Genomic DNA, 14062 nt, shown 5'->3' with positions numbered 1-14062 from the left:
AGTACGCTCGCGTAGGTGAGCTTTCCCATTCGCATCGGCGTGCAACTGCAGCCGCAACACTCCCCGAAGTACAGCCACATCCGCGACGCGGTCCGACGCTGTGAGGACATCGGTGTCGACGTCGCGTTCAACTGGGACCACTTCTTCCCGCTCTACGGCGATCCCGACGGCGCGCACTACGAATGCTGGACGATGCTGGGCGCCTGGGCCGAGCAGACGTCGCGCATCGAGATCGGCGCGCTGGTGACATGCAACTCGTACCGCAATCCGGAACTGCTCGCCGACATGGCGCGCACGGTCGACCACATCAGCGACGGGCGGCTGATCCTCGGCATCGGCTCGGGCTGGAAGCAGAAGGACTACGACGAGTACGGCTACGAGTTCGGCACCGCGGGCAGCCGGCTCGACGACCTCGCCGCGGCGATGCCGCGCATCACGTCGCGGCTGGCCAAGCTGAATCCGCAGCCCACCCGCGACATTCCGGTGCTGATCGGCGGCGGCGGCGAGAAGAAGACCCTGCGACTGGTCGCCGAGTACGGCGACATCTGGCACAGCTTCTCCGACAGCGCCGAGTATCCGCGCAAGGCCGAGATTCTGGCCGGCCACTGCGCCGACGTCGACCGCGACCCCGCGGCGATCGAGCGGTCGGCCGGGGTGTCGGGAAAGAACGTCGACGCGATGCTCACCGAGGCCGAGGCGCTGGCCGACCTCGGCGTGACGATGTTGACGGTCGGCGTCAACGGACCCGACTACGAGTTGTCCGACGCCGAGGCGCTCTGCCGGTGGCGCGACCGTCGTCAAAACGAAGGCGGCTGAAGCGGCGTAACGGCCAACGGCAAGACGGGCAGCGTGAGAGACTGTCGCCGCACCGCGCAAGCGTGGGGGTACCCCCACCGGAGGTCGGGAGAGCGATCCCACCCATGCCAAAGAAGTACGGGGTCAAGGAAAAAGACCTTGTGGTCGCGCATGTCGTCAACCTGGTCCTGACCGGCAAACTCCGCTCCGGCGATCGGATCGACCGCAACGAGATCGCACACGAACTCGGGCTGTCGCGCGTGCCGATCCAGGAAGCCGTCGTGCAACTGGAACACGACGGCATCCTGTCCACCCGGTATCACCGTGGCGCATTCGTCGAACGCTTCGACGAGGACTTCATTCGCGAACACCACGAGCTGCACGGCTTTCTGACCGGCATGGCCTCCGCGCGCGCCGCGGCCGATACTGACCCGCGCTTCCTCGACCGGCTGACCACGCTGACCGATCAGCTGCGCAGCACCCGCGAGTCGCGCGCCTTCCACGACGCAGCCTGGCAGTACCGCAGCGTGATCACCGACGCGTATGCCGGTCCCCGGCTGGCCGCATTGATCAGGTCGGTGCAAGCGTTCATACCGCGCCAATTCTGGGTCGCGTATCTGAGCAACCACGACGAGATGCTGCCGTACTACGAGAACGAGACCGCCGCGATCGGCCGCGGCGACGAGGCTGCCGCGCGCGGCGCATGCGTCGACCGCAGCGAGCTGATGGGCCGGATCATGCTCGCCGAACTGGTGCGTCGCGGGGTGCTGCGCGCGACGGGTGCCTCGTCGGTTGCGTTCTGATCGAGCCCAACGCGGTGCCGGCGCGCCGCTGACGGATACGTTGCTGAGGTGACCCCGTTCGTGCGGCTCTGCAGGACTTCGGTGGTGGCGCTGACCGCGGTGTTGGTGACCGGTGTCGGCCTCGCCGGGCCGGCACATGCCCAAGTCGACCAGTGCGCACCGCCCGGTGTCGAAAGCGCCAGCGCGCTACCCACGAACCTCGCCGCGGCGGCGACGGGCCCCGAGGAGGACCGGTACACCACAGCCGGCGTCGAACCGCTGTCGGCGGTGAACGTCGACGCATTGGACCTGACCCAGCCGGGGACGCTGACCGTCGGCACGCTGTCGGATGCGCCGCCGAGCATCTGCATCAACTCGGCCGGTCAGTTCACCGGCTTCGACAACGAGGTGCTGCGCGCGGTCGCCGACAAACTGGGCTTGCAGATCAACTTCGTCGGCACCGAGTTCTCGGGTCTGCTGGCACAGGTCGCAGCGCACCGCTTCGATGTGGGCTCGTCGTCGATCACCACCACCGAGGCGCGGCGGCGCACGGTCGGGTTCACGAATGGCTATGACTTCGGCTACTTTTCGCTCGTCGTGCCGACCGGCTCGTCGATCACCGGCTTCGACGACCTGGCGGCCGGCCAGCGCATCGGCGTCGTGCAGGGCACGGTCCAGGAGTCGTACGTCATCGAGACGCTGCATCTGCAGCCGGTCAAGTACCCGGACTACAACACCGTCTACGCCAGCCTGAAGACACGACAGATCGACGCGTGGGTGGCGCCGTCGCAGCAGGCGTCGGGCACGGTGCAGCCCGGCGACCCGGCGCAGATCATCGAAAACACCTTCAGCTTGGACAATTTCGTCGCGTGGGCGGTGGCCAAGGAGAACCAGCCTCTCATCGACGCGTTGAACTCCGGGCTGGACGCGGTGATCGCCGACGGCACCTGGGCCCGGCTGTACTCCGACTGGGTGCCGCGGGCACTGCCGCCAGGCTGGAAGCCCGGCTCGAAGGCGGCGCCGGTGCCTCGGTTGCCGGACTTCAACGCGATCGCCGCCGAGAACCAAGGTGTGCCCGCGGCGCCTGCCGCGCCGAAATCGACTCTGGCGCAGTTGAAGGATGCGTTCCTGGACTGGGACCTGTACCGGCAGGCGATTCCGGATTTGGTCAAGACGGGCCTGCCCAACACGCTGATCCTGACCGTCAGCGCGGCGGTGATCGGTGTCGTGCTGGGCATGGTTCTCGCGGTCGCCGGCATCTCGCGGCATCGCTGGCTGCGCTGGCCGGCCCGGGTGTACACCGACATCTTCCGCGGCCTGCCCGAGGTGGTGATCATCTTGCTGATCGGCCTGGGTCTGGGTCCGGTCGTGGGCGGACTGACCGGCAACAACCCCTATCCGCTGGGCATTGCCGCGTTGGGCCTGATGGCCGCGGCGTATGTCGGCGAGATCCTGCGGTCCGGCATCCAGAGCGTCGAACCCGGTCAGCTGGAAGCGTCGCGCGCGCTGGGCTTTTCGTATCCGACGTCGATGCGGTTGGTGGTGGTCCCGCAGGGCGTGCGACGGGTGTTGCCCGCGCTGATGAATCAGTTCATCTCGCTACTCAAAGCGTCGTCGCTGGTGTACTTCCTCGGTCTGGTGGCCGATCAGCGTGAGCTGTTCCAGGTCGGGCGCGACCTCAACGCCCAGACGGGCAACCTGTCACCGTTGGTGGCCGCGGGGTTCTTCTACCTGATGCTGACCGTGCCGCTGACGCATCTGGTCAACTACATCGACAACCGGTTGCGGCGCGGCCGTCGGCCGACCGAGGAGGATTCGCTGGAGTTGTCCGCCTCTCAGGAGATGATCTGATGGCTGACTTCGAGCCGGTCTCGTTGGCCGCCAACGATCTTCACCTGTCCTTCGGTCCCAACCCGGTGCTGCGCGGTGTCGACATCGACGTGCCCGCGGGCAGCACCACGGCGGTGATCGGCCCGTCGGGGTCGGGCAAGTCGACGTTGTTGCGGACGCTGAACCGGTTGTATGAGCCCGACCGCGGCGACATCCTGCTCGACGGCCGCTCGGTGCTCGCCGACAACCCCGACCAGTTGCGGCAGCGCATCGGGATGGTGTTCCAGAACTTCAACCTGTTTCCGCATCGCAGCGTGCTGGACAACGTGACGCTGGCGCCCCGCAAGCTCAAACGACTCAGCGCCGACGCGGCCCGCGAGCTGGGGATGGCGCAACTGGACCGGGTCGGGCTGCGCAACAAAGCTCACGTGCGGCCGACGACGCTGTCGGGCGGGCAACAGCAGCGGGTGGCGATCGCACGGGCGTTGGCGATGGCGCCGCAGGTGATGTTCTTCGACGAGGCCACCTCGGCACTCGATCCGGAATTGGTGAAGGGCATCCTCGCGCTGATCGCCGACCTCGGGGCGGACGGCATGACGATGGTGGTGGTCACCCACGAGATGGGCTTCGCACGGTCGACGTCAGACGCCGTCGTGTTCATGGACCACGGCAAGGTGGTGGAGGCCGGGCCGCCGGAGCAGATCTTCGACGCCGCCGAAACGGACCGGCTGCAGCGGTTCCTCTCTCAAGTGCTTTGAACTTACGTGCCCGTCACGCATCGTGGCAGCGACAGACAGGTTAGACTGCCGAAATTATGGCGGACGTCGTAGAACCGCAGGTCGCAGAGCTGTCGGGAGAGCTGCAGCGAGTGCTGTCGCGGGTTTTCTCCGTGCTGCGCCGCAGCGACACCCCCCGTAACGACGCCGCAGACCTGACGTTGGCCCAGCTGTCGATCCTGCTGACACTGCTCGAACAGGGGCCGATGCGGATGACCGACCTGGCCACCCACGAGCGCGTGCGCACCCCGACGACGACCGTCGCGATCCGCCGGCTGGAGAAGTTGGGCCTGGTCAAACGGTCCCGCGACCCGTCCGACCTGCGGGCGGTACTGGTCGACATCACTCCGGAAGGCCGCGCGCAACATCAGGAGGCGCTCGAGGTTCGGCGGGCCCACCTGGCCAACCTGCTGGCCAAACTGAGCCCGGAAGACCTCGAGACGCTGACCAAGGCGATCGCCCCGCTCGAGCGGCTGGCCGAGTAGCCGGTCAGCCCAGCCAGTCCAGCACCGCGGCCGCGGTCCACGACTGTTGCATGCTGCCCAGCGGCTCGCCGGTGAACGGTTCGTAGTACTCGGCGAACGCCCCGTCGCTGGCTTGGCGCAGACCTTCCTGGCGCAGAAGACGGGCGCGTTCGGCCCAGCCGCGGCGCGCAAAGCACCAGGAGAACAGCCACGTCATCACCGGCCAGACCGGCCCGCGCCAGTACTCGCGCGGGCGGAAGTCGCGGGAAACCGGCGACGTGGACGGTATGCCGGCGTATCTCAGTTCTGGATGACCGCAGAACCGCGGGCCCTCCAGCAGCTTCACCAGCGTCCGTTCCTTGTCGTGCGGCAAGCCGCCGCACAGCAGCGGAGCGAACTGCGCGACCGTTTCGGTGGCCACCCACTCGTCCGCGCGGACGTCGTAATCCCTTGCCGCGCCCGTTCTTTCGTCGGCCGCGTCGATGACGCCGCGGCGGAATCGCTCGGCCCAGCCGTAGAGTTCGCGGACGTCGGCGTCCGGGCGGCCGTAGTCCTCGCCGATCTCGGCGAGCACATCGCATGCGACAGCGAAGATCGCCGAGACGAACACGTCCTCGACCGCGAAGCTCATCACCTTGGGCAGCAACTCGTCGTCGTAGCGGGCCGACTTCATTTCCTCGAGCAGCCACAGGTAGCGGTCGTACTCCAGGTCGGACGGGCGCTGGGTGGCGTCGGTGACGATCGTGTTGTCCTCACGCTGGTATTCCGGCACGCTGCCCGGAACCACGTTGGCGTAGGCGCTGTCCCAGCGCGGTGAGTTGTCCATGCCGGACTCCCAACCGTGGTACAGCGTGACCCGGCCATGCTTCTGCGGGTCACGCGCGTCGGCGAGCCAGCGGTGCCAGTTCACCAGGTCGTCCCATCGGCGGTCGAGGAACGCCTCGGCGACCGCGCGGGCGGTTCGGCCGCGGGTCCGGGCGTGATCGACGATGCGCTGCACGGCGATCGCGTGCACCGGCGGCTGGGTGATGCCGGAGGTGTGCCGGCTGCGCGGCGCGTGCACGGCGAGCGCGGAGGTGGCCCAGCGCGCCGGCCCCGGGAAGTAGCCGTCGACTCCGTTGGCGAACACGATGTGCGGGATCATCCCGTTGGACCACTGCGCCGAGAGCAGGGTGTCGAGTTCGACGACGGCGCGCTCGACGCTCAACGGGGCCAGCCCGATCGCCACGAACGCCGCGTCCCAGCTCCACATATGCGGGTACAACAGCGGGGCGGCGGTGGTCATGATGCCCAGGTCGTTACCCCGCAGCAGGTACGCCGCGCGGGCCGCGAGCTGCGTCGGAGCAAAGCCGTGGTCGGGGGGCATCGGTTCCATGATGCGACGTCCGGCCGCGCGGCGCAGGTCGGTAGGGTTTCGACATGCCGACCGCGATGATCACGGGCGCCTCGCGAGGACTCGGCGCGGCGATCGCGACGGCGCTCGCCCCGACCCACACGCTGTTCCTGGCGGGCCGGCCGTCGGCGGCGCTCGATGCGGTGGCCGAGCGGTTCGGCGCGACGACGTGGCCGATCGATCTGGCCGACGTTTCCGGTATCGCGGCCGTGGTGGAGCCGATCGTCGAACTGGACGTGTTGGTGCACAACGCCGGAACGGCGTTTCCGGCTCGGGTCGCCGAGTCGACCGTCGACGAGTGGCGCGCCACCATGGAGGTCAATGTCATTGGCGCCGTTGCCCTTACGCTCGCCTTATTGCCGGCCTTGCGCGTGTCTCGCGGGCAGGTGGTCTTCGTGAACTCCGGCGGGGGCATCAACGCGTCGCCAGGGTTGGCGTCGTACTCGGCGAGCAAGGCCGCGCTGCGGTCGTTCGCCGACTCGCTGCGCAACGACGAGCCGCTGCTGCGGGTGACGTCGGTGCATCCCGGCCGGATCGCCACGGAGATGCAGGAGAGCCTGGTCGCCTACGAGGGCGGCTCGTATGACCCGTCGCGGTTTCTCAGCCCGCAGAGCGTGGCGCGCGTGGTCGCCGATGCGGTGAACTCACCGCCGGACGCCCACGTGCACCAGGTCATCGTCCGCCCCCGTAAATAGCTCGCGCCGATTGTGAATCCGGCGACGCTCGAAGCGCCGAAACCGTCGCCAGATTCACAATGCGGGACGGGGTGGCGGAATCACACGACGATGTTGACCAGGCGGCCGGCCACCACGATCACCTTCTTCGGCGTCGCACCGTCGATGAACGCCTGCACCTTCTCGTCGGCCAGCGCGGCCGCCTCCAGCGCGTCGGCATCCGCATCGGCGGCGACCGTCACCCGACCGCGCACCTTTCCGTTGACCTGTACCGGATACTCGACGGTGTCCTCGACGAGATGCTGCGGGTCGGCCACCGGGAACGGGCCGTGCGCCAGCGACGAGTCGTGGCCCAACCGCCGCCACAACTCCTCGGCCAGGTGCGGGGCCAGCGGGGCTACCATCAGCACCAGCGGCTCGAGCGCCGCGCGCGCCGTCACACCCTGCTTGGTCAAGTGGTTGGTGTACTCGATGAGCTTGGCCGCCGCGGTGTTGTTGCGCAGGTTCGTGTAGTCGTCGGACACGCCGGCGATGGTGCGATGCAACAACTTCAGCGTCTCTTCGTCGATCGCCTCGTGCTCCGAGACGCGCTTTGCGCCGGTGGTCTCGTCGACCACCAGCCGCCACACCCGCTGCAGGAACCGGTGTGCGCCGACGACGTCCTTGGTCGCCCACGGCCGCGACGCCTCCAACGGGCCCATCGACATCTCGTACACCCGCAATGTGTCGGCACCGTAGCTGTCGCAGATCTCGTCGGGTGACACCGAGTTCTTCAGGCTCTTGCCGATCTTGCCGAACTCCTGGAAGACCTCGATTTCGCCGTCCGGTCCGGGCCAGTAGAACTTTCCTTCGCGCTCAACGACTTCCGCGGCCGGGACGTATGCTCCGCGTTCGTCGGTGTAGGCGAACGCCTGGATGTAACCCTGGTTCACCAGCCGGCGGAACGGCTCTCGCGAGCTGATGTGCCCGAGGTCGTAGAGCACCTTGTGCCAGAACCGGACGTACAGCAGGTGCAGGACTGCGTGCTCGACGCCGCCGACGTACAGGTCCACACCGCCGGGGTCGTCGGCGCCGTGTTCGGCCGGCCGCGGACCCATCCAGTAGGACTCGTTCTCCTTGGCGCACAGCTCTTTTTGGTTGTGCGGGTCGGTGTAGCGCAGCTCGTACCAGGAGCTGGCGGCCCACTGCGGCATGACGTTGGTGTCGCGGGTGTAGGGCTTGAGCCCGTCGCCGAGATCCAACTCCACGTTCACCCAGGAGGTCGCCTTCTCCAGCGGCGGCGACGGCACGCTGTCGGCGTCGTCGGGATCGAACAGCACAGGCGAGTAGTCCGGCACGTCGGGCAACTCGACCGGCAGCGCAGACTCGGGCAGCGGATGCGCGCGGCCGTCCTCGTCATACACGATCGGAAACGGCTCACCCCAGTACCTTTGCCGTGCGAACAGCCAGTCCCGCAGCTTGTATTCCACCCGCGGCTGCGCGCGCCCGGCTGCCGCCAGCCGTGCGGTGATCGCCTCCTTGGCCGACGCGACACTCAACCCGTTGAGCTCACCGGAGTTCACGATCTCGCCGTCACCGCTGTACGCCTCCAGCGAGATATCTCCGCCGGCAACGACTTCCACGATCGGGAGGCCGAACTCGGTGGCGAACTCCCAGTCTCGCTGGTCATGTCCCGGCACTGCCATGATGGCCCCGGTGCCGTAGCCCAGCAGCACGTAGTCGGCGATGAAGACCGGAACCCGTTGACCGTTGGCGGGGTTCGTCGCATAGGCGCCGATGAACACCCCCGTCTTGGCCTTGTTCTCCTGCCGTTCGAGGTCGGACTTCGCCGCAATCGCCGTGCGGTAGGCGGCGACGGCTTCTGCCGGTGTCGCAGCGCCGTAGGTCCAGCGCTCGTCGACGCCTGCCGGCCACTGGTCGGCGACCAGCCTGTCGACCAGTTCGTGTTCGGGCGCCAGCACCATGTAGGTCGCGCCGAACAGCGTGTCCGGCCGCGTGGTGAACACCTCGATGTCGCCCGCATCGGTGCCGAACAGCACCGCGGCCCCCGTCGACCGGCCGATCCAGTTGCGCTGCATGGTCTTGACCTTGTCCGGCCAGTCCAGCAGCTCGAGGTCGTCGAGCAGGCGGTCCGAGTAAGCGGTGATGCGCATCATCCACTGCCGCAACCGCTTCCGGAAGACGGGGAAGTTGCCGCGCTCACTGCGGCCGTCGGCGGTGACCTCTTCGTTGGCCAGCACGGTGCCCAGTCCGGGGCACCAGTTCACCAGCGAGTCGGCCCGGTAGACCAACCGGTGCGAGTCGATCAGATCGGCGCGCTCCCCCTCCGACAGCGACGCCCACGTTCGGCCGTCGTCGAGAGTGCGTTCGCCGGATTCGAACTCGGCCACCAACTCCGCGATCGGCCTGGCCTTCTGTGCGGCCGGATCGAACCAGGCGTTGTAGATCTGCAGGAAGATCCACTGCGTCCACTTGTAATAGTCCGGGTCGGTGGTGGCGAAGCTGCGGCGCGAGTCGTGGCCGAACCCCAACCGGCCCAGCTGGCGCTTGAAGTTGACGATGTTGGCTTCGGTCCGGATGCGGGGATGCGTCCCGGTCTGGATCGCGTACTGCTCGGCCGGTAGTCCGAACGCATCGAAGCCCAACGCGTGCAAGACATTTCGCCCGGTCATCCGGAAGTACCTGGCGTAGACGTCGGTGGCGATGTAGCCCAGCGGATGTCCGACGTGCAGACCCTCGCCCGACGGGTACGGGAACATGTCCTGCACGAACATCTTGTCGGCGGGCACCTGCGAACCGTCGGCCGGCGCCAACGATCCGACGGGGTTCGGGACATGGAAGGTCCCGGCGTCTTCCCACCGCTGTTGCCAGGTGCGCTCGATCTGCCCGGCCAACTCCGCGGTGTAGCGGTGCTGCGGGGTGTCGGTGGTCGGCGCGTCTGTCACGTGAACAGGGTATAAGCATCCAGTTCGCGCCTCGCCCGGCCACGGGTTGGTCTCGGTTGCGTTGCGGGGAAGTCAGAACACTGTTGCAGCTCGATTCCGACGCTGGTGGCCGAGCTTCGCCGGTCGATACAGTCAGCGCCTGACCCACCCCCGTGCTGTTCGGAAGGACCAACGCTGATGATCGAGATCGCCCCTCGCTGGCGGATTCTGGCCGCAGGTGTGGCCGCCGCCGCCGCCGGCGTCCTCGGCTTCGCGGGCACGACCGCCTCGGCCGAACCCCTCGTACCGCAACCACCGCTACCCGCCCCTGCGACGGTGACCCAGACCGTCACGGTCGCGCCCAACGCTCAGGCCCTGAGCCAGCCCGGTGTGAGTTCGGCCACCGGGGTGGTGTCACCCGCGGCGAGCGCGTCACCGGGCTTGGTGGCCGCGCCCGTCCCGACGCCGCCGGTCGCCACGATCCAACCCGCCAGCTCCGGCACGATGACCGAATTCTTCGCCGAGAAGGGCGTGAAACTCGAACCGCAGTCCAGCCGGGATTTCAAGGCGCTCAACATCGTGCTGCCGATGCCGCGGGGCTGGGAGCACGTTCCCGACCCGAACGTGCCCGACGCCTTCGCCGTGATCGCCGACCGGGTTGGCGGCAACGGCCTCTACACATCCAATGCGCAGGTCGTGGTGTACAAGCTGGTCGGCGACTTCGACCCCAAAGAGGCCATCAGCCACGGTTTCATCGACAGCCAGCAGCGGCCGGCCTGGCGCACCACCGACGCGTCGCTCGCGGAGTTCGGCGGCATGCCGTCGGCGTTGATCGAGGGCACCTACCGCGAGAACAACATGACGCTGAACACCTCGCGCCGTCATGTCATCGCCACCGCCGGCCCGGACAAGTACCTGGTGTCGCTGTCGGTGACCACAAGCGTCGATCAAGTTGTCCCGGCCGCCGAAGCGACCGACGCGATCGTCAACGGCTTCCGGGTCAGCGTTCCCGGCCAGGCCGCGACACCTGCGCCGGCCGCCGCAGGCATGGTTGCCGCCCCAGGCACGGCGGCTGCGCCCGGCGCGACAGCTGCGCCCGGCGCGACGGCTGCGGCTGCCCCAGGCACGGCGGCTTCCCCCGGCGCGACTACCCCGCCGCCGGCGGCTTCGGTTTCCAGCCAGCTGGGACTGCCGCGATAGACCTGTCCCCCGGGCGAAGCCTGGCGCCCGGGGGACGCCCCATCTCACCCCACCGACGCTCCTCGTATCCTCGTGCTCATGCTCATCGCCGCGGTGCTCTGCCTGTGTGCTGCCGCCGCGACCGCAGGAGTCGGCGCGTGGCTGCTGCGTCGCCCCCCGTCCGGCGATCCGGTGCAGGCGGTCCTGCGCTCAGTTGCTCCCACCCAACTCGCGGCCGCGGCGATGCTCGCTGCCGGCGGCGGTGTCGCGCTGGCGGCCGAGCCCAGGATCGCCGTCGTCGTGCTGACCGTCTGCGTGCTCGGAGCGGTGGGCACGGTGGCGGCCGGATGCTGGCAGAGTGCGAAAGCGGTCGCGCGCAGCGAGGCGGCGGCGAGCTCCGGTGGCTGCGGCGGCGGATGCGCCAGCTGCACGCTTCCGTGCGGCTGACCCGTTCTAATTGCGGCTGACGTCGATCGGGTGGGTCGCCAGCAACGACAACGGCAACGGCTGCCTGCGCAGCACCCGCGACCACAGATCGACCCTTGGCTCCACCAGAACGTCGGACGGCAAGGCCGACAACACGATCCAATCGTCGCGTTCGATCTCGGCGTCGAGTTGGCCTATCGTCCAACCCGAATAGCCCGCGAAGATCCGCACTCCCTCGACCACCGGGGCGATCGAGTCGGGGTCGGCGTCGAGGTCCACCATCACCATGCGTCCCTGCACATGTCGCAGACCAGGTACGCCGGCGGCCTCCATCCCGGCGCGCAAGGTCGCCAGGCACAGCGCCGCATCGCGTTTCACCGGCCCGCCGATGAACATGGTCTTCGGTTTGGCGGCCACCTTCGCCCACTGCGGCAACACGTTGTACACCGCCGTCTCGCTCGCCCGGTTCAGCACCACCCCGAGCGTGCCGCCGTCGTTGTGTTCCACGACGTAGATCACGCTGCGACGAAACGTCGGCTCCAGCAGATCGGTGTTGGCCAGAAGCAGCGTTCCGGCCCGCACGCGCGGCGCCGCAGGGGCGATGAAATCCTCCGGATCCTCTGACTGCGCCACGTATCCATCATGGCATCAGCAACCGGCATCGTGGCGGACAAGCGCGACCCCGCCGCGATATTTGTACTGTGGATGCGGTCCCGATCCAAAGCTTCTAGGAACGCGATCTCCCGTGCCCGATATCCGCGCGCCCATCGCCGTCTGGCGGTCGGTACGCGAGCTGCCCGACTTCTGGCGGCTCCTGGAACTGCGGCTGGTCAGCCAGTTCGGCGACGGCCTGTTCGCGGCGGGGCTGGCGGGCGCGATCCTGTTCAACCCGCAGCGGGAGGCCGAACCGTGGGCGATCGCCGGGGCGTTCGCCGTGTTGTTCCTGCCCTACTCGTTGCTCGGCCCGTTCGCCGGCGCGCTGCTCGACCGCTGGGACCGTCGCCTGGTGCTGGTCGCGGCGAACGCCGGCCGCCTGGCGTTGGTGCTCGCGGTCGCCGCGCTGCTCGAATCCGGCGCGGGCGACCTGCCAATCCTGTGTTGCGCGCTGGTCGTCAACGGGTTCACCCGGTTCGTCTCGTCCGGGCTGTCGGCAGCGCTGCCGCACGTCGTGCCGCGAGATCAGGTGGTCGCAATGAACTCCGTCGCCATCGCGACCGGCGCGGCGGCCGCCTTCATCGGCGCGAATTTCATGCTGCTGCCCCGCTGGCTGTTCGGCGCCGACGACGCCGGTGCCGCCGCGATCATCCTGATCGTCGCCATTCCGGTGGCGCTGGCGCTCTGGCTGGCGTGGCGCTTCACACCGCATCTGCTCGGCCCCGACGACAGCGTGCGCGCGATCCACGGGTCGGTGCTCTACGCCGTGGCCACCGGCTGGGCACACGGCGTTCGCACGGTGGCGGCGGTGCCCTCCGTCGCCGCGACGCTGACCGGACTGGCTGCGCACCGGATGGTGTTCGGGATCAACAGCCTGCTGGTCCTGGTGATGGTGCGGCACAGCGACACTCATGCGGTAGCGGGTCTCGGCACCGCGGTGCTGTTCGTCGCGGCGACGGGCACGGGATCGTTCATCGCGGCCGCGGTCATGCCGATGGCGGTGCGACGGTGGGGCCGTTACGCCACCGCCAACGGCGCGTTGGCGATCGCCGCGCTGATCCAGTTCGCCGGTTCCGGCCTGCAACTGGCGATGATGGTGGTGTGCGGCTTCCTGCTCGGGATGGCGGGCCAGGTGGTCAAGCTCTGCGCCGACAGCGCCATGCAACTCGACGTCGACGATGCGCTGCGCGGGCACGTCTTCACCGTGCAGGACTCGCTGTTCTGGATGGCATTCATCGGCGCAATCGCGCTGTCCGCGAGCGTGATTCCGCCCGACGGGCATCAGCCGGCGCTGGCGCTGGCCGGTGTCGGGGTGTATCTCGTCGGCCTGGCCGCGCACGCGGCGCTCGGCAGGCGCACGTCGGCGGCGGGATAAGGTGCCCGCATGGCTGGTGCCGCGCCGATGGTGGCCGATCTCCGCGCCGAGAGCGACGAACTCGACGCGATCGTCGCCGACCTTCCGCCTGCGCGCTGGGCCGAACCCACCCCGGCCGAAGGGTGGACGATCGCCCACCAGATCGCGCATCTGCTGTGGACCGACCGCGTCGCGCTGACCGCCGTCACCGACGAGACCGGGTTCGCCGCTCTGCTCGAGAAGGCGGCCAAGGACCCCGCCGGCTTCGTCGACGCGGGTGCCGAGGAGTTGGCGGCCGTGCCACCCTCAGAGCTGCTCGCCGACTGGCGACGGACCCGCGCCCGGTTGCACGACGAGCTGCTGACCGTCCCCGGCGGGCGCAAGCTGCCGTGGTTCGGGCCGCCGATGAGTGCGGCGTCGATGGCGACGGCCCGGCTGATGGAGACCTGGGCACACGGCCTCGACGTCGCCGACGCGCTCGGGGTGCGACGGCCGGCCACCGCACGACTGCGCTCGATCGCGCACATCGGCGTACGCACCCGGGACTTCGCGTTCGCGGTCAACGGCCTACAACCGCCGAGCGAGCCGTTCCGCGTGGAGTTGCGCGCCCCCGACGGGTCGACCTGGTCATGGGGGCCCGAGGACGCCGCGCAACGGGTGACCGGCTCGGCGGAGGACTTCTGCATGCTGGTCACCCAGCGGCGGCCGCGGTCGACGCTGGACGTGCGGGCGGTCGGCTCCGATGCGGAGCAGTGGCTGGGCATCGCGCAGGCGTTCGCGGGCCCGCCGGGCTCCGGCCGCGGTTAGCCGA

At 68.7% G+C, this 14062-nt stretch carries 13 protein-coding genes; 10 read left to right on the top strand and 3 right to left on the bottom strand.

All coding sequences use genetic code 11. The features are described 5' to 3' along the window. The first annotated feature begins 15 nt into the window (after positions 1-15). The 5 genes from AU188_RS21300 (at position 16) to AU188_RS21280 (ending at position 4668) form a co-directional block, all read left to right on the top strand. The gene (locus AU188_RS21300) at positions 16-816 is read left to right on the top strand and encodes an LLM class F420-dependent oxidoreductase (protein ID WP_059165459.1); all 801 of its coding nucleotides are present in this window, start codon (positions 16-18) and stop codon (positions 814-816) included. Positions 817-920: 104 nt separating this feature from the next. Further along, the gene (locus AU188_RS21295) at positions 921-1598 is read left to right on the top strand and encodes a GntR family transcriptional regulator (RefSeq protein ID WP_059165458.1); all 678 of its coding nucleotides are present in this window, start codon (positions 921-923) and stop codon (positions 1596-1598) included. 60 nt (positions 1599-1658) lie between these two features. Then, positions 1659-3428 (top strand): ABC transporter substrate-binding protein/permease, encoded by a 1770-nt coding sequence (locus AU188_RS21290; RefSeq protein WP_059165521.1) that lies wholly within the window; start codon positions 1659-1661, stop codon positions 3426-3428. After that, the gene (locus AU188_RS21285; protein WP_059165457.1) at positions 3428-4165 is read left to right on the top strand and encodes an amino acid ABC transporter ATP-binding protein; all 738 of its coding nucleotides are present in this window, start codon (positions 3428-3430) and stop codon (positions 4163-4165) included. Before AU188_RS21290 ends, AU188_RS21285 begins: the two co-directional genes overlap by 1 nt. Positions 4166-4221: 56 nt before the next feature. Further along, entirely contained in the window at positions 4222-4668 is a 447-nt protein-coding gene (locus AU188_RS21280) for a MarR family winged helix-turn-helix transcriptional regulator (RefSeq protein ID WP_059100498.1), read from the top strand. Between the two features lie 4 nt (positions 4669-4672). Here AU188_RS21280 and ggh read toward each other — a convergent pair whose 3' ends face one another. After that, on the bottom strand, positions 4673-6013 hold the full coding sequence (gene ggh / locus AU188_RS21275; protein ID WP_059165520.1) for a glucosylglycerate hydrolase: 1341 nt from the start codon (positions 6011-6013) through the stop codon (positions 4673-4675). Positions 6014-6066: 53 nt separating this feature from the next. Here ggh and AU188_RS21270 point away from each other — a divergent pair, with 53 nt between their 5' ends. Further along, positions 6067-6735 (top strand): SDR family oxidoreductase, encoded by a 669-nt coding sequence (locus AU188_RS21270; protein ID WP_059165456.1) that lies wholly within the window; start codon positions 6067-6069, stop codon positions 6733-6735. A gap of 80 nt (positions 6736-6815) precedes the next feature. Here AU188_RS21270 and leuS read toward each other — a convergent pair whose 3' ends face one another. After that, a complete protein-coding gene (leuS, locus tag AU188_RS21265) occupies positions 6816-9659 on the bottom strand; it encodes a leucine--tRNA ligase (RefSeq protein WP_059165455.1) in 2844 nt (947 codons plus the stop codon). A gap of 177 nt (positions 9660-9836) precedes the next feature. On the opposite strand from leuS, the gene AU188_RS21260 reads away from it, so the two are divergent. Next, positions 9837-10838 (top strand): LpqN/LpqT family lipoprotein, encoded by a 1002-nt coding sequence (locus tag AU188_RS21260; protein ID WP_059165454.1) that lies wholly within the window; start codon positions 9837-9839, stop codon positions 10836-10838. A 78-nt stretch (positions 10839-10916) separates the two neighbouring features. Next, positions 10917-11264: a hypothetical protein gene (locus tag AU188_RS21255; RefSeq protein WP_059165519.1), complete on the top strand. Its 348-nt coding sequence runs from the start codon at positions 10917-10919 to the stop codon at positions 11262-11264. 6 nt (positions 11265-11270) lie between these two features. Here AU188_RS21255 and AU188_RS21250 read toward each other — a convergent pair whose 3' ends face one another. Continuing rightward, complete coding sequence (locus AU188_RS21250) at positions 11271-11876, bottom strand: YqgE/AlgH family protein (RefSeq protein WP_059100502.1); 606 nt, start codon at positions 11874-11876, stop codon at positions 11271-11273. 112 nt (positions 11877-11988) lie between these two features. Between AU188_RS21250 and AU188_RS21245 the strand changes: the two genes are divergently transcribed. Together AU188_RS21245 and AU188_RS21240 are read left to right on the top strand one after the other, a co-directional pair. After that, positions 11989-13272, top strand: coding sequence for an MFS transporter (locus AU188_RS21245; RefSeq protein ID WP_059165453.1), 1284 nt, complete (start codon positions 11989-11991; stop codon positions 13270-13272). A 9-nt stretch (positions 13273-13281) separates the two neighbouring features. Beyond that, positions 13282-14058: a TIGR03084 family metal-binding protein gene (locus AU188_RS21240; RefSeq protein ID WP_059165452.1), complete on the top strand. Its 777-nt coding sequence runs from the start codon at positions 13282-13284 to the stop codon at positions 14056-14058. Positions 14059-14062 lie beyond the last annotated feature (4 nt).

Source organism: Mycobacterium sp. IS-3022 (assembly GCF_001500065.1).
Classification (GTDB): domain Bacteria; phylum Actinomycetota; class Actinomycetes; order Mycobacteriales; family Mycobacteriaceae; genus Mycobacterium.
The sequence above is the reverse complement of the archived record's forward strand: the minus strand, read 5'-3'. Positions and strand labels throughout refer to the sequence as shown.